The organism is Bacillus sp. DB-2 (assembly GCF_003315125.1).
Taxonomy (GTDB): domain Bacteria; phylum Bacillota; class Bacilli; order Bacillales; family Bacillaceae_G; genus Bacillus_A; species Bacillus_A mycoides.
Map to the genome: position 1 here is coordinate 120,094 of NZ_QNRN01000003.1, position 24,857 is coordinate 144,950.

Here is a 24,857-nt window from a genome sequence, read left to right on the forward strand (position 1 = left end):
CATGAAACTAGGAGAAGTTCTGCATTGTTAGTATAAATTATCATGAGCGTGTTGCCCATGATAATTTATCATTATCGTAACAACTCTAAAGATAGAGTGCAATAATGGAAGTTTTCCAATTTACGATGGTTGTTTTTCGTGCGAACGAGAAAATAATATTTCCAGCAAGATAGCCATTACAGATCCAAGAACAAGACCGTTACTTAAAAATGATGCTAAAAATGGTGGCAGCGTAGAAAACGCTCCTGCTGGAACGAACATAACGCCGACTCCTGTAAAGATTGAAAGACCTGCTACTTTAAATAATTGTTCTTTATTTTGTACAGTGTCATATTCGCGGAAAGCTAGACCAATCATGCTTGCAAATACAGGATAAATTGCAGCATACCCAACTGCAATGGGGATGGCTGCAAAGAATGAAGTAATCTTTGGGAATATACTAACAAGAATGATAAAGCTTGACCCTAACATAAATGGAAGGCGCTTATAAATATTTGTTGTTGCAATAAATCCTGCGGATCCAGAAATGGCAACAGGGCCAATGGCTGAAAATAGACCGCCTAGCAATTGATTTATTCCTGTTATAATGCCAGCTTGTTTGAAGCGATCTGGAGCATTTTCTTCATACTTAGAAACAACCTTTTGTACAACGCGAATACTTGCTAACATATTTGTTAGAAGCAGTAGTGTGACGAAAACTACCGTAATTGCCATGTTCCATTCAATGCGAGGCATTCCGAAAACAAACAGAGATGGAAGACGAATTATATCTGTCACAGGTGTTACTGGATTAGATAATCCGAAGCACGCAAATAATATCCAGCCGCAGACGATACTGAAAAGAACGGAATATTGTCCAATAATAGATAGCTTCATAATGAAAAAAGATAGTAAAATAACAATGAGTGAAAGAATAAATACCTTTGGCTGTACTTCTGTATGTTGTCCATCAAGGCCAAACATGCCTTTTAAGAAGGAGCCACTAAGTTGTGCGACCAAAAGGAATAAATACGTTCCAATTACTGTCGGTGTAAAGTAGCGAACTAGTTTATCGATAAGTCCAAAAACACTAAGAATAATACAAATAATTCCGCTTAGTAGGAAAGCGTACTGAAGGACCTTAAGTGTTTCATTGCTTGATCCAAATAATACGACGCCTAAACTTGCATATAGGGAGAAAATTCCCCACCAAAGGCCTGCGGGACCTTCTTGAATAGGAAGTTTATGACCGAATATAGCTTGCAGTAGGCCGGCAAAACCGAGAACAAATAATGTTCTTTGTACAAACGCGATAGCTTCAGTGCCATCAAGGCCGTAACTAGTTGCGACACTAATTGGTACAATAAGACTTCCAGCTAAAATAAATAGTGCCCATTGTAAGGCAGAAAGAAATAGCTTCATTATATCAACCTCTTTCATAGATTCCGTTTCTAGTATATAGGTATTTCATTTCCTTTGGCAAAGATTGTAGATAGAGAAAAGAGTTGAAATATGATATGAATGCACGTAAGCAATTATGGATAGCGGTTATATGTATGACCTTTGTTGTAATTCTAGGAACGCTAGGATTTATGACAATTGAAGAGATTAGCCTGTTTCAAGCATTTTGGATGACGATGATTACTGTATTAACGGTTGGATATGGTGATGTAGTGCCTGTAACACAGGCAGGGAAATTTTTTGCGCTCCTTATTATACCTGTTGGCGTCGGTATCGTTACGTATGCAATGGGTGTAGTAGCAGCTATGATCATTGAGGGGAATTTATTTCATGCAGTGCGGAGGAAGAAGATGGATAAACAAATAGCACAGTTACAAAATCATATTATAGTATGTGGTTGCGGTAGAGTAGGGCTTCAAGTTGTACATGAATTACAGGAAAAGAAAATTTCATTTGTAGTTGTGGATAAAGATGAAAGTATATTGGAGCAGGAAAAACTTTTATATGTACATGGAGATGCAACTGAAGACCAAGTATTACATAATGCTGGAATTTCGAAGGCAGCGGGTCTAGTGGCTATAGTAGCAAACGATGCTGAAAATGTATTTATTACGTTAACCGCACGAGGACTGAACGATGCAATTAAAATTTTAGCAAGAGCTGAAAAGCCAGAAACAGAAGAGAAATTACGACGCGCTGGTGCAAATAAGGTTGTTAATCCATCTAGTATGGCGGGAATTCATATAGCGAAAGGTATTGCGAATCCGTTGACAGTTCATTATATTGATACAGTGTTGTATGGAATAGAGCAATCATTTGTAATTGAAGAGATTCAAGTTGGAAAAGGTTCTATCTTAGCCAGTAAATCGTTAATAGAGAGTAATGTGAGAAATCAATTTGATGTAACGATTTTGGCGATTTTAAGAGATGGGGATATTATCCATAATCCAACGGGGCAGGAAAAACTGCAAGAACATGATATGATAATAGTATTTGGTTCAGTGGAGAAACTGGGGCAATTTGAGAAAGAACTACAAAGTAAGAGGTGACAAGGAATGCAAGTATCTAGTGATAAGATTTTAAATAAAATGGCGAATGAAATTGCAAAGGCAAAAAGTAGTGAAGGACAACAATCAAAAGAACACTTATTAGTTGTACGTGCTTTATGTGATTTATTATTGGATGAACAAGTGGAGCCTTCTACGTATAGAGAACCACAAGTTCAAACACAAGTAATCGGGTCTCAGCCTATGACGACAGTTCAACCAGTTATGCCGGTTTCTGGAGAAAAAGTATATATAAAAGAAAAGGATGCAAACGGTAAATCTTTATTTGACTTTTAAAAGTAAAATCGTTTGGATTATATGTGAAAATTGCTTATGATAAAAATAAAAAGGGGAATTAAGATGAAAATTTTCTTTTTACTAGGTTGTATTGCAGCGGGGCTATCTGTTGCATTAGGGGCTTTTGGAGCACATGGTTTAGAAAATAAAATTTCTGCAAAAATGTTAGAAGTGTGGAAGACGGGCGTTACATATCAAATGTTTCATGCAGGTGGCTTATTCGTAGTTGCTCTATTAATGGACAAAATGCAATCATCACTTTTAAACACTGCAGGTTGGCTTATGGTAGCTGGGATTATTATGTTCTCAGGCAGTCTTTATGCATTAAGTACAACAGGTATTAAATTCTTTGGCCCAATTACACCCCTTGGTGGTGTAGCGTTTATTGTGGCGTGGATTTTAGTCGGAACTGCAGTTGTAAAAGGGTTATAAAAAACAAAAGCTGGCATTCGCCAGCTTTTTTTTATGGTCTTGGAGCATAAGTTGCTTGTTGACCAGGTAAATACGCAATTTCTCCTGGGAATTCTACATAATCTAAATAAATCATTAGTAGTAAAAAGCGTTTTCCAGATTTCGGCTCACTAATAACGATATGATCACGGCCGGCTGCCTCGATAATCCCTGTATAAGATTGTGTGCCAAGCGAGCTACCACGTTCATAAGTCATTACAACTGTAGCCTGCTTACCTTTGTTTAAACGAAGGATATTTTCAATATAAGATTGTTCTAGTGGTAACATACCTTGAGAAACTGCAAGTTGAGCCTGAGCAGCTTGTTGTTGCATCGCTTGCTGTTGTTGCTGTTGCTGCGCGGTCATTTGTTGCGGTTGCACATAAGTTCCAGATGGTTGATAAAAACCTGTTCCGTAGTACGGGTTTTGTTGCTGTGTCATTCAAAAATCCCTCCTCATTTTCATTCCTTAATATACGCTTGGACAATCCTCCCCGGATGGTTGGAAGAAGCAGTGCTTTTTAAAACGTCCAGAGTTTTGCTGGTTATACCAAGTTGGTGGGCAAGGACCTTCAGGTCTAAAAAACCATAAAGCGAAATTTGCAGGCCAAAAACGTTGCCCTTGAATTGTTCGACGGGCTAAGGCAATATCTTGTTCTCTTGCTCGTTGATAAAAATACCCTTTTTGAGTAGCTTCAAAACCACCAGGATTTTGATAAACCATCTGACGTAAGTTCCGTACTTTTTTAAAATCTAAACAATTTCCGCGGACACGATTTACACCGACATTTCCAACCATTAGCATGCCTTGTTGTCCTTCTCCTTCAGCTTCAGCACGCATGAGTCTAGCTAATAACTTTACATCTTCTTCTGTATGTGCGATAACACCCATTATGTGTCACCTCTCTTTTTGGAATACCCTTTGGAAAGAGGTTTTTCTTAGATGAAGTGTGGAACAATTACTAGTTCATACGTATGAGAAAAAGGACGCAGATATGACAACCAAACGAAGTTTTACATCTAGAGGGGAAAATAAAAAAAGCTAGCGTGAGCTAGCTTTTCATCATTAAAATACTTTAGACCATAAATTTGAGAAGAAATCGCCAATTGAACGCATTGTTAATACGAACCAATTTGCTTTTTCTACTTCTGCAGTCGTTTTTGCAGTAACTTTTATACTTTTATTTCCGTCTAAGAAACCATATTTATCAGATGGTTCTAAGACGATTGAACCTACCTTTGCATCTTTCTTAATAGGAGCAACTAAATGCCCATCTTCAGCAAGTGATTTATCTGCTTCAGTAGAAATTTTGTAAGGTGATTTGCTACCTTTTGCAGTAACTACTGTCACTTCTTTTTCTGGTGCAACTGTTACGTAGTCTTCTTTTCCTTTTACTACAGAAATTTTGTTGTTTTTATCTATTTTTAATTTCTGTTTTTCGAAGTTATTAAATCCATACTCAATTAATGCGCGAGATTCTGTGAAACGTTCGTCCATTGATTTCGTTTTAATAATAACAGAAATAAGACGTAAATCACCGCGTTTTGCTGTAATGGTAAAACCATACCCAGCGGTATCAGAGCTTCCTGTTTTTAAACCATCTGCTCCTTCATAAGAGAAAGCAGCACCTGGTAACATCCAGTTCCAATTTTCCATACGAATTGGTTTTGGATGATTATCTGGGAAGTTTCTAAATCTTTGTTTTGTATCCTCTAGCATTTCTGGATACTTTGTAATAATTGTTTTTGAAAGAATACCCATATCGCGAGCTGACATGGAGTTTTCTCCATTCGGATCAGTTCCTTCAGGATGTTTTCCTTTTAAATCAGCGTTATTTAACCCCGTAGCGTTTACAAATTTATATTTCTTTAACCCTAGTTTTTTCGCATGTTCATTTGCGAGATTTAAGAAGTTCTTTTCACTGCCTGCAAGTAATTCTGCTAAAGCAATACTAGATCCATTTGCAGAGAAGATAACGATAGAATGGTATAATTCTCTTACAGTATATTGACGTCCTTTTTCGAACGGCACGTTAGAGAATTCATTATTACGTGAAACTTCATAAGCGTAATCAGAAATAGTTACTTTCGTATCCCAAGTGATTTTTCCTTCTTTAATTGCTTCTAATACGGCATAAATAACAATTAATTTTGACATACTAGCGATAGCTAGTAATTCATCTGGATTTTGTTCATGCAGTATTTTTCCTGTATCCGCATCAAATAGAAGTGCAGCAGCTGCCTCTATATGTATTTTTTCTTCCACATGGGATGTTGTTACTCCTAAGGAAGAAAATGACAATAGAGACACTAGTAAAATAGACAAGATTTTCTTCATATACATTATCACCTTCGCATCGTTATTAGCATATAGCTCGTACCATTTTAGCATAAATTTGGATATAGAAAGGTTACAATTTTGTAAGGAAATTGAAAAGAATTTGTCGATTTTTGTTCAAATTTGCAGAGAAAAGAAGTTTTTTGAGGAGAAATATAGAGGGTAATAAAAAAAGGAACGAAATTCGTTCCTTTTTCATTATTATATGTGTAAAAATTTCTCTACTTTTTCGTCTGGTAAAATGTTCCCAACGAAGAATGTACCGAATTCACCGTAACGGGCACTTACTTCATCGAAGCGCATTTCATATATAAGCTTCTTAAATTGAAGAACATCGTCAGCGAATAATGTTACGCCCCACTCGAAATCGTCGAATCCGACTGATCCTGAAATTACTTGGCGTACTTTCCCTGCGTATTGGCGACCGATTTTACTGTGACTGTACATCATTTTTTTACGTTCTTCCATAGGAAGCATGTACCAGTTGTCATCACCTTGGCGACGCTTGTCCATTGGATAGAAGCAAATATGATTTGCTTTTGGTAACTCAGGATATAAGCGAGCTAAGATTTGTTGGTTTTGGTATGGATCTTCATCAGCTGGAAGGTAGTTGCTTAGTTCAACAACAGATACGTAAGAATATGCAGGAACTAAATATTCAGCTAATGTTGTTTTATTTAATTCTGTTTCGATTTCATTTAACTCTTCCATTGTTGGACGTAAGATCATAAGCATAATATCTGCTTTTTGACCAACAACTGTATACATTGCATGACTGCCTTTTTTTGCAGTAGCTACTTCGTTCCATTTTTCAACGACATTTAAAAATTCAGACACTGCTTGTCCGCGTTCGTCACTAGATAATGTTTTCCATGCTGCCCAATCAATAGAACGTAAATCATGTAAACAATACCAGCCATCTAACGTTGTTGTTGCTTCACTCATTCTATTCACCTCAGTTAATGATATTTTACACGTTAACTATAGCATATATAGGATTAAAAACATCTACATAAAGTTTCAGCGCATAAAATTGTCACATTTAAATTTACTTGAAAATAGGAGGAGATAAGGCTTAAAGGGGCTTTATTTCTATGCTGAATTTTATGAAAATATAATCATTTTTATTTTATCTATTTTTTGGGAGCTATAAGTTTAAAATATAGAGGAAAAGCAGTATTCTTAAAGATAGAGTTTTTTAACATATGTAGGAGGGTTTATTCGTGAGCAACTTATTTACAACAGTAAAAGAACAAGTTCAAGGAAAAGGCATTTCTATCGTACTTCCTGAAGGAACTGATGAAAGAATTTTAGGCGCTGCAGAGCGTTTAGCAAAAGAAGAGTTAGTAAAACCAATTTTAGTTGGTAATAAAGAAGAAATTAGCGCAAAAGCTGCTAGCATGAATTTAACATTAGCAGGCGTTGATATTTATGACCCAGCTACATACGAAGAAATGGATGCAATGGTAGCATCTTTCGTTGAACGCCGTAAAGGTAAAGCAACAGAAGAAGATGCTCGTAAAATTCTTAAAGACGAAAACTACTTCGGTACAATGCTTGTATACATGGGCAAAGCACAAGGTTTAGTAAGTGGTGCAGCTCACTCTACAGCTGATACAGTTCGTCCAGCACTTCAAATTATTAAAACAAAACCAGGCGTTACAAAAACTTCAGGCGTATTCATCATGGTACGTGAAGAAGAGAAGTATGTATTCGCTGATTGCGCAATTAACATTGCACCAAACAGCCAAGATTTAGCTGAAATTGGTATCGAAAGTGCGAAAACTGCTGAACTATTCGGCATTGACCCACGCATTGCTATGTTAAGCTTCTCTACAAAAGGTTCTGCGAAATCTCCAGAAACAGAAAAAGTTGTAGAAGCAACTCGCATTGCAAAAGAAATGGCTCCTGAATTAACTTTAGATGGAGAATTCCAATTCGATGCTGCATTCGTACCATCTGTAGCTGAGAAGAAAGCTCCAGGTTCTACAATTAAAGGTGATGCTAACGTATTCGTATTCCCAAGCTTAGAAGCTGGTAATATCGGCTACAAAATCGCTCAACGCTTAGGTAACTTCGAAGCAGTAGGACCAATCTTACAAGGTTTAAATATGCCTGTAAATGATCTATCTCGTGGATGTAACGAAGAAGAAGTGTACAAGTTAGCTTTAATTACAGCAGCTCAAGCACTTTAATTCTATAACGAATTAATATGAAAAAAGACCATCCTATTTCTTTTGAAATGAGGGTGGTCTTTTTGGTTTCTATTTTTCTAAACCAAGTGCCTTATTATTACGGTCAATAATACGTTGTAAATTCGTCTCATATAAAGGAACTTCATCTACTGTCAGCTGAGATGGTGTTAACTTTGGAGTGAATTTTTGCAACGTTTTTAAAAGACGCATCATTAAATCTCGCACTGTAATTGTTTCGCCAAGTAATTCAGATAGTGAAGCCATCGTACTCGGTACAATTTCAGGATACGTAAATCTTGTTTCTTCGCCTTGAATTGCTACGTTGTAAAAATCACGAACGAGTGCGGCACGCTCAGATCCGCTTCCTGTCGCACATAAGTAAATTTGTACAGCAACGCCTCCGCGAATACGACGCTGAGAAATACCAGCAAATTTTTGATCGCGAATGCTCAAATCGTAGCTACCAGGACAATAAGAACCAACAATTTCTTTTGCCTCGATAGTAACATCGTAATCTTTTAACATTTCCTTAATTAAATGCCACATCGTATCGTATCCAAGGTCGATATCGATACCCTTTTCTGTTTCTTGGAATAAAAGTGATACGTTTAAAACACCTTCATCAAGTACAACAGCAAGTCCACCAGAATTACGAACGATAACATTGAAGTCGTTTTCTTTTAAAAAGGAAATACCTTCTTCTAAATGTGGTAGACGTGAATCTTGAATGCCAAGAACAATTGTATTGTGATGAACCCAAGAACGCATTGTTGCAGCGGATTGGCCTTTTCCGATACTTGTGCATAACGTGTCATCCATTGCGAATGACTGAAGTGCATGAAATGTTGGTCCTAAACTAGACTGATCCACAATACGCCACTCTGGCTGAGATAAAATCGAACGGGAATTGCTCATATAACTAACCCCTTATTTTTAAAATGACAATCTCTATTATAGCAAAAATATAGAAAGTAGTTTTAGGGAGAAATCTTACTAAATTGTAATGTTGTTGTAAGGAAAGTGAATTGGTTAAACTAGCTGCGGTGGTTAAACTAGGAGATGCAATTATGCTTTTAGGAGGAATACAAATGAAAAAAGTTAAATTAGGAATCGTAGCAATTATGTCCGCTGCTGTATTTAGCGGTTGTTCTATTATGGATATAATCGCACCACAAGCAACTGGAGTTGTTATGTACGGAGATGAGACGGGAGTTCAAAAAACAATGGATCAATATAAAGATAAAATTGAATCCCAAAATACATTTGAAGCAAAACTAGGAGCTGTTAATGAGAAAAAAGTTTTAATTATGAGTAAAACGACAGCTGAAAAAATGGTGAAAGAAAAAATGCTGAAAAAAGTAGTGAAAGAAGATGTAGAACCAATTAAAGCATTACCGTCTGTTTCAGGTGAAGTGGGAATAGTGTTTGCTAAAGATACACAAAATGATGTAGTAATTGATGGAAAGAAAATGAAGTATGAGGGTAATGTAGTAATCGGTGATGCGCGTAAATATGCAGATATGTATGCAGTTGTTAGCGATGCCGAATATACAAAGATAAATGAACCGGTAAAAACGATTGGATTAGCAGCTTTTAAAGAGAATCCAAAGGAAAAAATTTTCCCAGATATAAAAAGAGATTCTAAAGTAGAAGAAGCACATATGGTTGAAGTGAAATAATAAAAAAGGATGCATTGCATGCATCCTTCTTATTCTGCAATTTTTTCTAAATTACCGTTTCGATCCATGCGGAAAGATGTTTGCGAGCGTTCCTCATCATCCATTACTGCTAATTTACGAGCACGGTTCATAATATTCATAAGCGTTTCGTAATCCTCTTGTACAGTATGAGATTGTTGTTCTAATTTTTCTAGTTTCTTTTCTAGCTCTTCATTTCGCAGAATTTGCGTTTTAATTTCTTGTTTCAATCTCGTATTCTCGTTTTCAAGAGCTGTTACTTTTATATTTGAAGATCCAACTGTTTGTAAAAAGTAAATAACATCTTGCATTGTTATTGAGCTTTTTGGAGCAGGGACAGTCGGCTCTTGATATGGAGTAGCTTCTGTATATTGAACAGCTGTTTCATACGGTACGTATTCTTCATAATCAGTTATCGCCGCCGCTGAAGCTGGTGGTGTGTAAAGCAAACGTTTTTTTGTCTGTTCACCGCCCGCAGCACGCATTTTATCTTTACGATGTTTTTTTGCTAGTTGAAGAGCTTGTTCATAGCTATAGCGAACAACAGCATTCCAGCGGAAACCACAAGCAGCAGATGTGCGATTTAACTGATCTCCTACTTCTTCAAAAGCATTTAATTGAGTACTTCCTTCTCGAACATGGCGAAGCACCGTTTCAGCAAGTAATAAATCGTCCTCGTCTGTCCAAGCATCTTGTCTTACTTTCATAGATTCAACTCCCTTTCTTTTTATGAACTTCCTATTTTTATAATGGGCAAAAAAATGAGCTTTTATACAAAGCTTTTAAAAATATGGTAGATTTCAATGAAGAGAAGAAATGTGGCTATGAATGATGAAAGCTTTTGAAGGAGAAAATATAAAAAATAGGTAGCTTTATATAGGAATAGAGCTACGCCCGGAGACTTGCAACAAGCTTCAAAGAGCGGTAAAATACCATTTAGTGTTTATTTTTAAATGTACTTGTGAAAAGTTTAAAATAGAGGAAGTGTTATATATAATGGGAAACGAATTTCGTGTGTGTGATGATTGTCAGGCAACGAACGTTAAAACGTTGATTCCGAAGTTGAAAAAAGTAGATTCATGTGCAACGATCGAGGTTGCATGTCAGTCTTACTGTGGCCCTGGTCGTAAAAAATCATTCGCGTTTGTAAATAATCGTCCAGTTGCGGCTCCAACAGAAGACGAATTAATTATAAAAATTGAAGCAAAGTTAAATAAGTAAGAAAAAGAAGAGTGAACAGATTACTCTTCTTTTTTTATGTCCATAAGATAGCGTTTTGTATGAATTCGTATTTCAAAATAATGGTTGACAGTCTTTTGACGTGGTAGGTAGAATAGAAAGTGTCTGATTCTGAGAATCATTATCAGGAAAAAAACAATTCATCTAATTTTTTTATTACTATTTGAGAATAAATTTCATTTTATTAAATATATGTTGTTGGTTAGGATGGTTGAGGGATGGAAGCGAGCGCAAGGAGTATAGAACAGCAAGATGTGAATGTTAAAGAGATTAAGAGCAGACCGCTCGTTGCCTCTATTATTTTAATAGCAGGCACAATTTTGTTAGCTTTAAGCATGGCAGTTTCTATTTCGTTTGGTGCTGCAGATATTAGTTTAAAGACCGTTTGGCAAGCTGTATTTCAGTTTGATGGGTCTATAACGCATCATAACGTAATTCAAGAACTTCGCATGCCAAGAGCAATAGGGGGCGTAGTTGCAGGTGCCTTTTTAGCAGTGTCGGGAGCAATTATGCAAGGGATGACACGGAATCCACTTGCATCACCATCATTAATGGGGATTACAGATGGTGCTGTATTCGGGATTGCAATTATGTATGCATTCTTCCCTAATTCACCTTATTTAATGTTTGTTATCGCATCTTTTATTGGAGCTGCGTTTGGAGCGAGCATTGTATATGGTATTGGGACTTCTTCACCAGGTGGATTAACGCCTGTGAAATTAGCTTTAGCTGGAGCTGCAATTAGTGCTTTATTAGGAGCAATTTCATCTGGAATCGCATTGTACTTCAATCTTGCCCAAGAGGTGAGTATGTGGAATGCAGGCGGCGTTGCCGGAGTGAAATGGCAAAGTATTAATATGCTAGTACCGATTGGTATTGTTTGTCTCATTATAGCAATTATGATGTCGAGATATATTACCATTTTAAGCTTTGGTGAAGAGATCGCGATTGGGCTAGGTCAAAATACGACATTAATTAAATTCATTGGAACAGTACTTGTTCTTGTATTAACGGGTTCTGCGGTTTCTATGGCAGGATCAGTTGGATTTGTTGGTCTTGTAATTCCACATATGACTCGTTTCCTTGTAGGCTCAGATTATAGATGGGTTATTCCATGTTCTGCGGTCTTAGGTGGATTGTTAATTGAATGTGCAGATATGTTATCTCGCGTTATTAATCCGCCATTTGAAACTCCAATTGGAGCAATTACAGCGCTAATTGGAGTTCCATTCTTCCTCTACTTAGCACGTAACGAAGGGAGAGGAAAAATGTGAGGACGAGCGTCTTAACAAAAAAGAACGTTTCTATTTTAACGATTTTAGTAGGATTAATCGTTGCTGTATTTTTAGTAAGCTTAAATACAGGAACATTTAAAATACCTCCAATGGATGTATTAAAGTCATTGGTTGGATTAGGTGCAGAAGATCAATCTGTTATTTTATTTGAATTTCGTATGCCACGTATGGTTATTGCTATATTAGTCGGTTCTGCATTAGCTATGTCAGGTGCAATTTTGCAAGGGCTGTCACGAAATCCACTTGCTGATCCAGGTATTATCGGTATTAACGCCGGAGCGGGATTAACAGTTGTAGTATTCGTCTACTTTTTCTTTGGAAAAGTTGGAACTGGTACATTTTTATCTGTATTTATTCTTCCATTCTTCGCGCTAGTTGGTGCGATATTAGCAGCGGTTATTATTTATTTACTAGCATGGAAAGACGGTGTTTCATCCACTCGATTAATTCTTGTTGGTATCGCTGTTGCAGCCGGATTTGGTGCTGTTAGTTTAATTTTTTCTATGAAGATGACATCGAACGACTTCCGTTTTGCAACGATTTGGTTGGCAGGAAGTTTATGGGGAACAGATTGGAAGTTCGTACTAAGTGTACTCCCATGGATGGTTATTTTCTTACCACTGGCCATTAGTAAAGCGCACATATTAAATGTAATGAATTTAGGCGACTCTACAGCAGTTGGTCTTGGTGTAAACGTAGAAAAGGAAAGACGTAAATTATTATTTATTGCAGTTTGTTTAGCTGGTGCATCTGTCGCTGTTGCGGGCGGTATTGGTTTTATCGGTTTAATGGCTCCGCATTTAGCGAGAAGCCTCGTTGGTGGTAAACATCAAATTATGTTACCAACGGCTGCATTAATAGGAACGTTTTTACTTTTATTTGCAGATGTAATTTCCAGAAGTGTGTTACCAACTTCAGAAATACCGGTCGGTCTTGTTATTTCTGTAATTGGCGCACCATATTTCATATATCTACTTATGAGGACAAAATAAAGGGAGGCTTTTTGTATGGCAACTTTAGCAGTTGATGCGGTATCTGTTGGGTATAATGAAGGGTTAATTATAGATGGATTAACGGTTGAAATTCCGGAAGGACAAATTACAACGATTATTGGACCAAATGGTTGTGGGAAATCCACATTATTAAAAACGGCTTCTCGTATTTTGAAAGCAAAACGAGGTACTGTTTATCTTGATGGAAAAGCAATTGAGAAACAGCCAACGAAAGAAATCGCAAAGAAAATGGCGATTTTACCACAAACTGCAGAAGTGCCAACAGGCCTTACTGTGTTTGAACTTGTTTCATATGGACGTTTTCCTCATCAAAAAGGATTTGGAACATTGAAAGAAGAGGATTATCGCTACATTCATTGGGCACTTGAAGTGACGGGGATGACAGAATTTGCAAATCGTCCAGCAGAAGCTTTATCAGGTGGTCAACGTCAACGTGTATGGATTGCGATGGCTCTTGCACAAGGAACAGATTTACTCGTGTTAGATGAACCAACAACATACTTAGATATGGCTCATCAACTTGAGGTATTAAACTTACTGAAGAAGTTAAACAAAGAAGAAGGCAGAACGATTGTTATGGTTATTCACGATTTAAATCATGCTTCTCGTTTCTCTGATCATATGATTGCATTAAAAGCTGGGAAGTTAATGAAACAAGGAACGCCAGATGAAGTTATGACAAGTGAAACGCTTCGTGACGTATTTGAAATCGAAGCTCAAATCGTTCCATGTCCAGTAAACTGTAAACCAATTTGTTTAACATACGATTTAGCGATGATTAATAATCAATTGCGTAAAAAAGCATAATTAATAGAATTTCCCCCTCTTAAAGAGGTGAGAGGGGGAGTTCTAATGGACGTTGAGCTTCTTACCCACGGATGGGAAGTTGAACGCCCGTTAGAACGGGTTATAAACAACAATTAATAAAAATATATTAATTAAATGTTTTTTTCGTTTCTTATAGTTACATGCAAATTATAAGAGAAATACAGCTAGAAGGAGTCGGAATATGAAGAATTTTAAAATGGCACTATTAGCAATGGTACTAGTTGTTACTTCTGTACTATTTGCAGCTTGTTCTAACAAAGAAGAAGAAAAGAAAGCAGATGCGAAGACTGAAGAGCGCACTGTACAACACGCAAAAGGGGAAATTAAAATTCCTGCAAATCCAAAGAAAATTGCTGACCTTAGTGGTTCAACAGAAGAATTATTAATCTTTGGTATGAAACCAATTATTACTGCTAATACATCTCAAGAAAAAATTGATGCACATATTGCAAATAAATTAAAAGACGTTAAACCAGTTGGTTCTGCTTGGGGCGATAAAATTAACATCGAAGCAGTGGCTGCTGCAAAACCAGACTTAATTATTGTAAACAATCGTCAAGAAAAAATTTATGATCAATTATCTAAAATTGCACCAACAGTTATGTTAAAGACTCCATTAGACCAATGGCGTCCAAAATTCGAAGAAGTAGGTCAAATCTTAGGTAAAGAGAAAGAAACAAAAGAATGGTTCAAACAGTATGATGAAAAAGCAAGCAAATTACATGACAAAATCATCGCTAAAACTGGTGATGCAACATTCATGAAAATGGCTGCATATCCAAACGCATTCCGCGTATACGGTGACTACGGTTACGGTAGCGTAATCTTTAATGACTTAAAATTACCAGCAGTTAAAGGTACACCAACTGATAAACCGCTAGTACAAGTACAAAAAGAAGCTTTAATTGATTACAACCCAGATTACTTATTCGTATTTACAACGGGTGATGGTTCTCAGCGCTTAAAAGAATTCCAAGAAGAATCAATTTGGAAAAACATGAACGCTGTTAAAAACAACCACGTATTTACAATTAGCAATGAAGACCTAAATAAAGGATACTTCCCACTAGGTAAAGAAATGATCTTAGACGAAGTTGCTGAGTTTGTTTTAGGAAAATAATATATAAAGAAAAATCACTTTTACTTCGGTAAAAGTGATTTTTCTTTATATACAAGGAATTAATACAGTCTTTCATTTCTTTCTGTTTCCTATATCGTTTATAATATATAGTAAGAATGCAGTAAAGAAAGGGGGATGTCGGAAGGTGGTATATTTAAACGACAAACTCAGCGAAACAAAAGTGTTTAAAGACCCAGTACATAAATATGTGCACGTGCGTGATCGTGTTATTTGGGATTTAATCGGAACGAAAGAATTTCAACGCTTGCGCCGTATTAAGCAGCTTGGAACGACATTTTTTACATTTCACGGTGCAGAGCATAGTCGCTTTACTCATTCGTTAGGTGTATATGAAATTATTCGTCGTATGATTGATGATGTGTTTGATGGCAGACCAAATTGGAATGCTGAAGATAGATTATTATGTTTATGTGCGGCATTACTTCATGATGTCGGTCACGGCCCGTTTTCTCACTCGTTTGAAAAAGTATTTTTGTTAGATCATGAGAAATTTACGCAAAAGATTATCGTTGGCAATACGGAAATTAACGATGTGTTAAGCCGTGTTGATAAGGAGTTTCCGCAAAAGGTAGCAGATGTAATTGCGAAAACATCTACTAATAAATTAGCGATTAGTATGATTTCAAGCCAAATTGATGCTGATCGTATGGATTATTTATTAAGAGATGCATATTTTACTGGCGTAAAGTATGGGAATTTTGATATGGAACGTATACTGCGTGTCATGCGCCCGTACGGTAATCAAGTTGTCATTAAAAATAGTGGTATGCATGCTGTAGAGCATTATATTATGAGCCGTTATCAAATGTATTGGCAAGTATATTTTCATCCGGTAACACGTAGTGCAGAAGTTATTTTAACGAAGATTTTACACCGAGCTAAATCGTTGCATGAGAAGTATTATGCGTTTAAATATCATCCTGTTCATTTCTATTCTTTATTTGAAGAAGAAGTGACAGTAGAGGATTATTTAAAGTTAGACGAGAACGTAATGTATTATTACTTCCAAGTATGGCAAGAGGAAGAAGATCCAATTTTAAGTGACTTATGCCGTCGTTTTATGAATCGAAATCTATTTAAATATGTAGAGTTTACAGATAAGCACGGTTTAGATAATTGGATGGAATTAAGTAGCTTATTTAAGAAGATTGGACTAGATCCAGAGTATTATTTAGTTGTTGATTCAACATCAGACTTACCGTATGACTTTTACCGTGCAGGAGAAGAAGAAGAGCGTCTGCCAATCTTACTCCTTATGCCGAATGGGGAACTTAGAGAGCTTTCGCGTGAATCGGATATTGTTGAGGCGATTACGGGTAAGAAGAGAACGGATCAAAAGTTATTCTATCCGCATGATTTAATCTATGAAGATGGAAGAAAAGGAAAATATAAAGAGAGAATTATCGAGTTGTTAGAAGGAAAGAAATAAGAAGCAGCTAAGAGCTGCTTCTTATGAAAAAACTTGAAATTATTTGTCGCTTAAGCGTTTTCCGCCAACTGCATAATGGTTTTTAGACATTTCTTCGATGAAAACAACGATGTTTTCTTCAGGAGCACCAGTTGTTTCGCTTACTGCTGCGGTTACTTTCTCAGCAAGAGCTTTCTTTTGTTCTTCTGTGCGTCCTTCTAGCATTTTCACTGTTACGTATGGCATGTACAATCGCTCCTTTTATGTAAGTTACACTCTTATTATAGCGGATTATGAAGAAGAACAATCGGAAAAACAAATAATTTCTTTTTTTGACATATTGAAGAGGAGATGAGTTATGGATCAGTTATTTAGATACCCGTTGCAACAAATTCCATTGGTAGCAATGGCGATTATTATTGCGCTATCTGTGCATGAATTTGCACATGCGTATGTTGCATATAAATTTGGAGACGATACAGCGAAAAAACAAGGACGGTTAACGTTATCACCGATGGCTCATTTAGATCCTATCGGGATGATTGCTGTATTAATTCTTGGATTCGGTTGGGCAAGACCCGTGCCTGTTAACCCATATAACTTTAAAAGACCGCGTCTTGCAGGAATATTAGTTTCTATTGCGGGACCGATAAGTAATCTTATTTTAAGTGCAATTGGTTTAATTATTTGGTATAGCTTAATAACATTTGGTGTGTTAAATGCGATGCCACTTGCAGTAGCAGATACGCTGGATCAATTTTTCCAAATTTTTATTATGCTTAATATTGTTTTACTTGTATTTAACTTATTACCAATCCCGCCACTTGATGGGTATCGCGTTGTGGAAGATTTAGCACCAGCAAATATTCGTGCGAAAATGACACAGTATGAAAAGTATGGATCAATTGCGTTATTAATTCTTGTTATTACACCGCTTAGCAATTACACAATTCAACCTATTTTCAATGTTGTTATTCCATATGTATTAGTATTTTTACAAAATATCATTGCGCCTATTTTCAGGCTTTTTTAATCATTAAGTGAGGAGGAGTTTACATATGACAGAGAAAAAGAAAAAAATCGGTTTTAATATCGTGAAAAATGATTCAACAGATGGACATGGTGGTTTTGGCGTTGGGGCATTAAGTTTAGAAAATATTTCTCCTGTATTTGTTGATGTATTAGAGAAAACTGCGTTCGTTGATATCGGTGCGATGCATGCGCGTAGTACAGTAGAAAAAGGAATTAAGTTTTTAACAAATAAAGATGAAGTTCCAAACGGAAAACCGTTTTGGCTCGTTTGGGTAACAATTGAAAGAACACCAAACGGTGCTTATTACGCAGGTGCAACAGCCTGTGAAATGACAGTTGATCGTGAAATTCGCCGCGGATATAAATCACTTCCAGAGCATGTAAACAAAATGGATAAATCACTAAAGCGTCACATCATGATTGATCATATGGATGAATCATCTAAAAAAGTACTTGGTACATTCTTAAAAGAGCATAATGAAGCAATTTGGAACGAATCTAGTGAAGAATTGCGCCACGCATTATTAGGCGAATAAAAATAGCTGACGGATTTCCGTCAGCTATTTTTTTACCACGGGAGATATTTTTTCCACCAACCCGCCTTTTTCTTCTCTTCACTAACCTTTTCGAACTCTTCCTTATCATCAACGTGATCCATACAATACTCTGTTGGCTCTGTACCTTTTGCGAAATACATTTTCACAGAAATGGGACAGTTTTTTGTAGCAATCTTACCGTTTTCAGGATTAACATCGACTGCAACAACATCTGCTGGTTGTTTGAATTCTTGTTTAGGCTGTCCATCTAATCCTTTTTCCATTGTATCGGTCCATATTTTTTTTGCGTATCCTTGTTCTGCTACGTTTGAAATGGATTTAGGTTGATCGTATCCAATCCAAACCCCTGTTACGAGCTGCGGGGTAAATCCAATCATCCAACTATCAGTTTCTGTAGAACCAGACTTTCCAGCATATGTTCTTGATAATTTTGATAACATCGATTGACCGGTCACAGCGGCATAACTGCTTAGTTTTTTATTAAACATACCTGCCATCATTTCTTCCATCACAAAGGCTTTGCTTTTATCTAGAACTTGTTTACTTTCTAAATGAGCGTCGTATAGCATATTTCCTTCGTGATCAACGATGCGCCTTATAAAGATTGGTTTTACTTCTTTCCCGCCGTTTGCAAACATGCTATAAGCATTGACCATTTCAATTGGTTTTACAGGAGATGTGCCGAGAGCAAGAGACGGAACATCTTTTAATGCGCTAGTAATACCGAATTGCTTCGCTGTTTTTGTAAGAATGTCTTCGCCTAAAAATAGATTTGTCTTCACAGCATATACGTTATCAGAAACAGCGAGTGCTTGTGCCATTGTCACAAAGTCGTCTGCATAATAGTTTTTATAATTTTTCGGTTTATATTTGGAAACACCGTCACCTAAAGTGAATACAGTGTATTCGCTTTTTAAGCGCGTAGCAGGGGTGAATCCTCGTTCTAAGGCTGCGTAATATAGGAATGGCTTAAATGTAGAGCCGGGCTGACGAGCGGCTTGTGTAGCTCTGTTAAATTGACTCGTATTATAATCAGTTCCACCAACAAGGGCAGCCACTTCACCCGTTTTTGGATTCATAGAGACGAGGGCAGTTTGGATGTTTGTTGTTTCAGGTATATGATTTTTTACAGCTTGCTCTGCTACAGATTGTAATTTAGGGTCTAGCGTTGTATAAATACGTAAGCCACCTCGCTGTAAGGCTTGCTCATCTAATCCGATATCACGAAGAAGAGAAGCTTGTACAGCATCTTGGAAGTAAGGTGCAATTTCTGCAACTTTTTTCGTATCCAATGAAGCAAAAGTAAGTGTTTCCTTTTTCGCTGAGGTAGCTTGCTGTTTTGTAATATAACCTTGTTCTACCATTTCATCTAATATGAGAGATTGACGCCCTTTAGCACGCTTTTCTTTTAAAAAGGGAGAGTAGAAGCTAGGTCCTTTCGGAATGCCTGCGAGCATACTAGCTTCTGCTAATGTTAATTCTTTTGCAGTTTTATCGAAATAAAGGCGAGAAGCAGCTTCGATTCCGTAAGCACCATGCCCGTAATAAATTGTATTTAAATATCCTTCTAAAATATGATTTTTATTATAGTTCACTTCAAGGCGAACGGTATACATTGCCTCTAATAGTTTACGCTTCCACGTTTTATCATGATCTAAGTATAGGTTACGAGCATACTGTTGTGTAATAGTACTAGCACCTTGTACTTTTGCCATTGCTTTTAAATCGGCAACAATGGCACCAACAATGCGCTTTATATCAAATCCATGATGTTTGTAGAATCGTTGATCTTCAATAGATAGTGTTGCCTCTTTTACATAAGGAGAAATTTCATCAAGAGATACATTATAGCGCTTTTGTGTTTCGTTACTTTGTCCTATAACAGTGTCATCATTAGCGTAAAAGACACTCGTTTGCGGCACTGCAACAGGGGGAGGCCCCATAATTTTTGCAGCTATAATGATAATAAAAAAGGAAAAAACGAAAAAAAGAACACAAGAAAACATTACGGTGAAGAAAAGACGTTTATATTTTTTAAGTTTTGGATTCATAGTTTGATCCATCTTTTTCAGCCCCTCATTAATACAAGCATTATTGTATTAGTATTGAGGGTTTTCGTTTATTTTAAACAATGAAATTTTGAAAACAAAAAAGCCCCTTCAATTAAGAAAGGAGCTCAAAGGCACGTGCTGGCCAATCGGTAATGATGACATCTACACCATAGTCAATCATAGTTTGTAAATCTTTATATTCATTAATGGTGTAAGGACGAAAAACGTATCCTTGCCCCTGTGCTAATTGGACAAACTCTTTCGTTAATAATTGAAAGTTTGGATGTAATCCAGTCGCCTCGCGCCTTTTTGCTTCAGCAATAGGATCTGCAAGTGGTGTATCGTACAAAATCGCTCTTGGAATTTCTGGAGCAATTTCTGCTAATAATGAAACGGAATCGTGGTTAAATGATGAAAATGCAATTTGATTGGATAGATGGTATTCACGAACAAGAGCAACAACTTGTTCTTCAATATCTGGATAATGAAGAACATCTGTTTTTAATTCAATGTTAAGTTGTAAATTTGTTGTAGAGAGCCAAATAAATACTTCTCGTAATGTTGGGATTTTCGCCTCATGGAAAGAAGGATCTTTATGGCTACCAGCATCTAAAGCTTGTAATTCCTCTACAGTTTTTTCAGAAACAAGTCCTATGCCATTTGTTGTACGATCGACGGTTTCGTCGTGAATTACGACAAGTTCACCATCTTTTGATAAATGGACATCAAGTTCAATTCCATGAGCACCAATGCGTTCGGCTTCTTGAAAGGCAATCATCGTATTCTCTGGATGTGTCCCTTTTACCCCGCGGTGAGCGAAAATAAGTGGTTTATTCATGTGAAAATCTCCTTATCATCTCTTTTTCTTCATTATGAAACTGCCTTGGAAAAAATACAATTGAATAGGACAAACATTTACAAAAGTCTAACAGTTGCATAAAAGTTAACGTTAACGTAAAATGTAATAATCAAGTGAAGGGAGGAATAAACATGTATAAAATCGATGAAGTAACAAAGCAAGTTGGTTTAACAAAGCGTACACTTCGTTATTATGAGGAAATTGGTTTAATTCATCCCCCAGAACGAAGTGAGGGGAACATTCGCCTGTATACAGACGAGGACATTGCGAGAATTAAAAGGATTGTGGAAGCGAAAGAAGTACTAGGAATTACGCTTCAAGAAATGCAACATTTCTTATCGTTAAAAGAAAGAATGGAACAAAGAAGAAATAGTGAGAATCCGCGTGACCGTGAAGTGATTCAAGAAATTAAAGAGATGCTTGAAAAACAAGTGCAAACGTTAGACGAAAAAATGGAGCAAATGCAGCGTGTTAAGGCAGAGCTAGAGGATAGTTTAAGCCGTGCAGTTACATTTTTAGAGAATACAAAAGGAGAGTAATCAAAATGGAGAGCAAACAAAAATTAGGGAGATTGATTACAGTGGTGGCTACCTTCCTTGCCTTTTCAGGTATAGGAGTAGTCGACCCAATTTTACCAAGTATTGCTGAACAAATTGGTGCTTCGCATTGGCAAGTCGAGATGTTATTTACAGCTTATATTTTAACGATGGCAATTATGATGTTACCAGCTGGAATATTTGCATCAAGATTTGGTGATAAACGAATGATGACAATCGGTCTTGCGATTGTAACTGTATTTGCATTTATATGTGGTATATCGCAAACGATTGCTCAATTATCTCTTTTCCGCGCGGGGTGGGGATTAGGAAATGCGATGTTCTTCGCAACGGCGATGACATTACTAATTGCATTAAGTAAAGAAGTTCATGAAGCAGTAGGATTATATGAAGCAGCTATCGGTTTAGGGATGGCAGGTGGCCCATTGTTAGGTGGTATATTAGGTGGACATTCTTGGCGTTACCCATTTTTTGCGACGAGTATTTTAATTTTTTTAGCATTTATTTTAGTTTTCTTTTTTGTAAAAGAACCGGAGCGAAAAGTGAAGCGTAAAGCAGCAGGCGTAGGTGAATTACTTAACCTGGTGAAGTATAAACCTTTTATGCAAGGTGCCATTTCCGGGATGTTATATTACTACGGATTTTTCGTCGTGTTAGCATATTCACCACTTATTATGCATTTATCTGCTATTCAATTAGGATTTGTATTTTGCGGATGGGGATTAGCATTAGCTTACGGATCAGCAATTTTAGCGCATAAGCTAGAAGGTAAATATGAACCGAAAACATTGTTAAAAGGTAGTTTACTCGTATTTGCGATTTTCTTAATTGCACTATTCTTCGTTAAAATTATGTGGTTACAAATCGTATTAATCGTTCTATCAGGATTAGCATCAGGCTTAAATAACGCGTTATTTACAAGTTATGTAATGGATATTTCACCTTATGAAAGATCTGTTACATCAGGTGTTTATAACTTCGTTCGTTGGTTAGGGGGCGCGATTGCTCCAATTTTATCAGGAGTCATCGGTCATACAGTTTCACCACAAAGTCCGTTTTTAGTCGGTGGAATTGTTGTGTTAGTTGGTTGCGTAATGATCTTAATTCCGATTCGTAAACCGGTAGAAATAGAGACAGAAGCCCTTTCTTAAGAAAGGGTTTTCTTTCCTATTACAGAGCAAACCCTTTTTACATATATGTTAGAACCCTCTGACTAAAATATATTTTCGGTATTTTTTTACTTTTAACTATACTTTTTGGATGTTTTGTTTTATTTTTGGTAGGGGACATTAATGATGTCCCCATTATAAATTTGCAGCGAAAGGCGTGATTGTACGATGGAACTATGGTTCACTGAAAAACAAACAAAGCATTTTGGAATTACGGCGCGTATTAACCGCACATTACATACGGAGCAAACAGAATTTCAAAAGCTTGATATGGTTGAAACGGAAGAGTTCGGAAACATGCTTATTTTAGACGGCATGGTTATGACGACAGAAAAGGACGAGTTCGTTTATCATGAAATGGTAGCGCACGTACCTTTATTTACACATCCAAACCCTGAGAACGTATTAGTTGTTGGTGGTGGCGATGGTGGTGTTATTCGTGAAGTGTTAAAACACCCAAGCGTGAAGAAAGCAACTCTTGTTGAAATCGATGGAAAAGTAATTGAGTACTCTAAGCAGTACTTACCATCAATTGCAGGTGCATTAGATGATGAGCGTGTAGAAGTAAAAGTAGGAGACGGTTTCCTACACATCGCAGAAAGCGAAAACGAATATGACGTAATTATGGTAGATTCTACTGAGCCAGTAGGTCCAGCAGTAAACTTATTTACAAAAGGCTTCTACGCTGGAATTTCAAAAGCGTTAAAAGAAGATGGTATTTTCGTTGCCCAAACGGACAACCCTTGGTTTACACCAGAACTAATTACAACTGTGTTTAAAGACGTAAAAGAGATTTTCCCAATTACTCGTCTATACACAGCAAACATTCCGACGTATCCAAGTGGACTTTGGACGTTCACAATCGGATCTAAAAAACATGATCCATTAGAAGTAAGTGAAGAGCGTTTCCATGAAATCGAAACGAAATATTACACAAAAGAATTACACAATGCAGCATTCGCATTACCGAAATTTGTTGGCGATTTAATTAAGTAAGAGCGTTAAATTGAAATAAATAAAGTGTAAGTAACTCATTTAAGGTGTTTGTCTAGAAGGCTTGAACATGCTAGTTACTTACACTGCTACAAATGAAGTAGTCTTCTTGTGATAACAAGAAGGCCCAGGTAAATCGAGAAAGAGGAGCAATGCGCTCCAAATTTGAGAAATAGTGAAAGGTTGGGATACCTTAAGTTCCACATAAGGAGGAAAAGAATATGCGTTTTGATGAAGCTTATTCAGGTAAAGTATTTATTAAAAGTCATCCAAGTTTTGAAGAGTCAGAGGCAGTTATTTACGGGATGCCTATGGATTGGACAGTAAGTTTCCGTCCAGGATCTCGCTTTGGCCCTGCACGTATTCGTGAAGTATCAATCGGTCTTGAGGAATATAGTCCGTATTTAGATCGTGAACTAGAAGAGGTAAAATATTTTGATGCGGGTGATATCCCATTACCATTTGGGAATCCACAGCGCAGCATAGACATGATTGAAGAATATGTAACAAAACTATTAGGTGCCGGTAAGTTTCCACTAGGTCTCGGCGGAGAGCACTTAGTGTCTTGGCCAATTTTTAAGGCAATGGCAAAAAAATATCCGGATTTAGCAATCATCCATATGGATGCTCATACTGACTTACGTGAGTCATATGAGGGAGAGCCTTTATCTCACTCTACACCAATTCGTAAAGTGTGCGATTTAATTGGTCCGGAAAACGTATATTCTTTCGGTATTCGTTCTGGAATGAAGGAAGAATTCGAATGGGCAAAAGAAGTAGGTATGAATTTATATAAATTTGACGTATTAGAACCGTTAAAGGAAGTATTACCGAAACTTGCAGGACGCCCAGTCTATGTCACAATTGACATAGATGTATTAGACCCAGCTCACGCTCCTGGAACAGGAACATTAGAAGCTGGAGGCATCACATCTAAAGAACTATTAGAGTCCATCGTAGCAATTGCAAATTCAAATATAAAAGTAGTCGGAGCAGACTTAGTAGAAGTAGCTCCAGTCTACGATCATAGTGATCAAACACCAATCGCAGCAAGCAAATTCGTGCGGGAAATGCTGCTCGGTTGGGTGAAGTAAAAGCGGAGGCAGCTTGCTCAGAATGTGAGGGGGATGGAGCTTCAGACGTAGAGGCGTTTTTTGCCTCGAAGGAAGAAGTGAAGCCACCGAACATTCTAGCCGCTGTAGCTAGATAAAGTAAAAGTGAAGCCGACTCAAAAAGTGTTTTGAGCCGGCTT

The 24,857-nt window shown here is 37.0% G+C and carries 27 protein-coding genes; 17 read left to right on the forward strand and 10 right to left on the reverse strand.

The annotated features are described in order from the left end of the window. Positions 1 to 120 precede the first annotated feature (120 nt). A complete protein-coding gene (locus DET63_RS06105) occupies positions 121 to 1,401 on the reverse strand; it encodes a purine/pyrimidine permease (protein ID WP_113936159.1) in 1,281 nt (426 codons plus the stop codon). Positions 1,402 to 1,496: 95 nt separating this feature from the next. Between DET63_RS06105 and DET63_RS06110 the strand changes: the two genes are divergently transcribed. The 3 genes from DET63_RS06110 (at position 1,497) to DET63_RS06120 (ending at position 3,215) form a co-directional block, all read left to right on the forward strand. Beyond that, positions 1,497 to 2,489 (forward strand): potassium channel family protein, encoded by a 993-nt coding sequence (locus DET63_RS06110; protein WP_113936160.1) that lies wholly within the window; start codon positions 1,497 to 1,499, stop codon positions 2,487 to 2,489. A gap of 6 nt (positions 2,490 to 2,495) precedes the next feature. After that, complete coding sequence (locus tag DET63_RS06115; RefSeq protein WP_002089830.1) at positions 2,496 to 2,783, forward strand: YwdI family protein; 288 nt, start codon at positions 2,496 to 2,498, stop codon at positions 2,781 to 2,783. A 63-nt stretch (positions 2,784 to 2,846) separates the two neighbouring features. After that, positions 2,847 to 3,215, forward strand: a complete 369-nt coding sequence (locus tag DET63_RS06120; RefSeq protein ID WP_002089827.1) for a DUF423 domain-containing protein — start codon at positions 2,847 to 2,849, stop codon at positions 3,213 to 3,215. Between the two features lie 31 nt (positions 3,216 to 3,246). Here the strand turns inward: DET63_RS06120 and gerQ are convergent, their stop codons facing one another. The 4 genes from gerQ to hemQ all read right to left on the reverse strand — a co-directional run bounded on the left by gerQ (position 3,247) and on the right by hemQ (position 6,516). After that, positions 3,247 to 3,675, reverse strand: a complete 429-nt coding sequence (gene gerQ / locus DET63_RS06125; RefSeq protein ID WP_002089825.1) for a spore coat protein GerQ — start codon at positions 3,673 to 3,675, stop codon at positions 3,247 to 3,249. Positions 3,676 to 3,702: 27 nt separating this feature from the next. Then, positions 3,703 to 4,125: a cell wall hydrolase CwlJ gene (gene cwlJ, locus DET63_RS06130; RefSeq protein ID WP_002089824.1), complete on the reverse strand. Its 423-nt coding sequence runs from the start codon at positions 4,123 to 4,125 to the stop codon at positions 3,703 to 3,705. 174 nt (positions 4,126 to 4,299) lie between these two features. Further along, a complete protein-coding gene (locus DET63_RS06135; protein WP_113936161.1) occupies positions 4,300 to 5,577 on the reverse strand; it encodes a serine hydrolase in 1,278 nt (425 codons plus the stop codon). A 195-nt stretch (positions 5,578 to 5,772) separates the two neighbouring features. Continuing rightward, positions 5,773 to 6,516 (reverse strand): hydrogen peroxide-dependent heme synthase, encoded by a 744-nt coding sequence (gene hemQ, locus DET63_RS06140; protein ID WP_113936162.1) that lies wholly within the window; start codon positions 6,514 to 6,516, stop codon positions 5,773 to 5,775. A gap of 278 nt (positions 6,517 to 6,794) precedes the next feature. On the opposite strand from hemQ, the gene pta reads away from it, so the two are divergent. After that, entirely contained in the window at positions 6,795 to 7,766 is a 972-nt protein-coding gene (pta, locus tag DET63_RS06145) for a phosphate acetyltransferase (RefSeq protein ID WP_113936163.1), read from the forward strand. Positions 7,767 to 7,835: 69 nt separating this feature from the next. Here pta and lipL read toward each other — a convergent pair whose 3' ends face one another. Next, positions 7,836 to 8,681 (reverse strand): octanoyl-[GcvH]:protein N-octanoyltransferase, encoded by an 846-nt coding sequence (gene lipL / locus DET63_RS06150; RefSeq protein WP_113936164.1) that lies wholly within the window; start codon positions 8,679 to 8,681, stop codon positions 7,836 to 7,838. A 173-nt stretch (positions 8,682 to 8,854) separates the two neighbouring features. On the opposite strand from lipL, the gene DET63_RS06155 reads away from it, so the two are divergent. Beyond that, positions 8,855 to 9,445 carry a lipoprotein BA_5634 family protein gene (locus DET63_RS06155; RefSeq protein ID WP_113936314.1) on the forward strand — a complete coding sequence of 197 codons (591 nt, stop codon included), beginning with the start codon at positions 8,855 to 8,857 and terminating at the stop codon, positions 9,443 to 9,445. A 29-nt stretch (positions 9,446 to 9,474) separates the two neighbouring features. Here DET63_RS06155 and DET63_RS06160 read toward each other — a convergent pair whose 3' ends face one another. Beyond that, entirely contained in the window at positions 9,475 to 10,170 is a 696-nt protein-coding gene (locus DET63_RS06160; protein WP_002089813.1) for an RsfA family transcriptional regulator, read from the reverse strand. A gap of 289 nt (positions 10,171 to 10,459) precedes the next feature. Between DET63_RS06160 and DET63_RS06165 the strand changes: the two genes are divergently transcribed. The 6 genes from DET63_RS06165 to DET63_RS06190 all read left to right on the forward strand — a co-directional run bounded on the left by DET63_RS06165 (position 10,460) and on the right by DET63_RS06190 (position 16,408). Then, on the forward strand, positions 10,460 to 10,684 hold the full coding sequence (locus DET63_RS06165; protein WP_002089811.1) for a YuzB family protein: 225 nt from the start codon (positions 10,460 to 10,462) through the stop codon (positions 10,682 to 10,684). 236 nt (positions 10,685 to 10,920) lie between these two features. Continuing rightward, positions 10,921 to 11,976, forward strand: coding sequence for a FecCD family ABC transporter permease (locus tag DET63_RS06170; protein WP_113936165.1), 1,056 nt, complete (start codon positions 10,921 to 10,923; stop codon positions 11,974 to 11,976). Further along, entirely contained in the window at positions 11,973 to 12,989 is a 1,017-nt protein-coding gene (locus DET63_RS06175) for a FecCD family ABC transporter permease (protein ID WP_002089808.1), read from the forward strand. Before DET63_RS06170 ends, DET63_RS06175 begins: the two co-directional genes overlap by 4 nt. A gap of 15 nt (positions 12,990 to 13,004) precedes the next feature. Then, positions 13,005 to 13,817, forward strand: coding sequence for an ABC transporter ATP-binding protein (locus DET63_RS06180; protein WP_113936166.1), 813 nt, complete (start codon positions 13,005 to 13,007; stop codon positions 13,815 to 13,817). Between the two features lie 202 nt (positions 13,818 to 14,019). Then, complete coding sequence (locus DET63_RS06185; protein WP_113936167.1) at positions 14,020 to 14,958, forward strand: ABC transporter substrate-binding protein; 939 nt, start codon at positions 14,020 to 14,022, stop codon at positions 14,956 to 14,958. A gap of 145 nt (positions 14,959 to 15,103) precedes the next feature. After that, positions 15,104 to 16,408: an HD domain-containing protein gene (locus DET63_RS06190; protein WP_113936168.1), complete on the forward strand. Its 1,305-nt coding sequence runs from the start codon at positions 15,104 to 15,106 to the stop codon at positions 16,406 to 16,408. A gap of 39 nt (positions 16,409 to 16,447) precedes the next feature. Here the strand turns inward: DET63_RS06190 and DET63_RS06195 are convergent, their stop codons facing one another. Beyond that, positions 16,448 to 16,633 (reverse strand): 2-hydroxymuconate tautomerase, encoded by a 186-nt coding sequence (locus DET63_RS06195; RefSeq protein WP_001147171.1) that lies wholly within the window; start codon positions 16,631 to 16,633, stop codon positions 16,448 to 16,450. A 112-nt stretch (positions 16,634 to 16,745) separates the two neighbouring features. On the opposite strand from DET63_RS06195, the gene DET63_RS06200 reads away from it, so the two are divergent. Together DET63_RS06200 and DET63_RS06205 are read left to right on the forward strand one after the other, a co-directional pair. Beyond that, complete coding sequence (locus DET63_RS06200) at positions 16,746 to 17,420, forward strand: site-2 protease family protein (protein WP_113936169.1); 675 nt, start codon at positions 16,746 to 16,748, stop codon at positions 17,418 to 17,420. Positions 17,421 to 17,445: 25 nt separating this feature from the next. Then, positions 17,446 to 17,955: a YwhD family protein gene (locus DET63_RS06205; RefSeq protein ID WP_002016357.1), complete on the forward strand. Its 510-nt coding sequence runs from the start codon at positions 17,446 to 17,448 to the stop codon at positions 17,953 to 17,955. 32 nt (positions 17,956 to 17,987) lie between these two features. Here DET63_RS06205 and DET63_RS06210 read toward each other — a convergent pair whose 3' ends face one another. Together DET63_RS06210 and DET63_RS06215 are read right to left on the reverse strand one after the other, a co-directional pair. Continuing rightward, a complete protein-coding gene (locus tag DET63_RS06210; RefSeq protein ID WP_113936170.1) occupies positions 17,988 to 20,039 on the reverse strand; it encodes a transglycosylase domain-containing protein in 2,052 nt (683 codons plus the stop codon). Positions 20,040 to 20,139: 100 nt separating this feature from the next. Further along, positions 20,140 to 20,865 (reverse strand): glycerophosphodiester phosphodiesterase, encoded by a 726-nt coding sequence (locus tag DET63_RS06215; RefSeq protein WP_113936171.1) that lies wholly within the window; start codon positions 20,863 to 20,865, stop codon positions 20,140 to 20,142. Between the two features lie 152 nt (positions 20,866 to 21,017). Here DET63_RS06215 and DET63_RS06220 point away from each other — a divergent pair, with 152 nt between their 5' ends. The 4 genes from DET63_RS06220 (at position 21,018) to speB (ending at position 24,699) form a co-directional block, all read left to right on the forward strand. Next, positions 21,018 to 21,425: a MerR family transcriptional regulator gene (locus tag DET63_RS06220; protein ID WP_002016353.1), complete on the forward strand. Its 408-nt coding sequence runs from the start codon at positions 21,018 to 21,020 to the stop codon at positions 21,423 to 21,425. A 5-nt stretch (positions 21,426 to 21,430) separates the two neighbouring features. Beyond that, positions 21,431 to 22,594, forward strand: a complete 1,164-nt coding sequence (locus DET63_RS06225) for an MFS transporter (protein WP_113936172.1) — start codon at positions 21,431 to 21,433, stop codon at positions 22,592 to 22,594. A gap of 186 nt (positions 22,595 to 22,780) precedes the next feature. After that, a complete protein-coding gene (gene speE, locus DET63_RS06230; RefSeq protein WP_000424693.1) occupies positions 22,781 to 23,608 on the forward strand; it encodes a polyamine aminopropyltransferase in 828 nt (275 codons plus the stop codon). Between the two features lie 218 nt (positions 23,609 to 23,826). Beyond that, positions 23,827 to 24,699 carry an agmatinase gene (gene speB / locus DET63_RS06235; RefSeq protein ID WP_113936173.1) on the forward strand — a complete coding sequence of 291 codons (873 nt, stop codon included), beginning with the start codon at positions 23,827 to 23,829 and terminating at the stop codon, positions 24,697 to 24,699. Positions 24,700 to 24,857 lie beyond the last annotated feature (158 nt).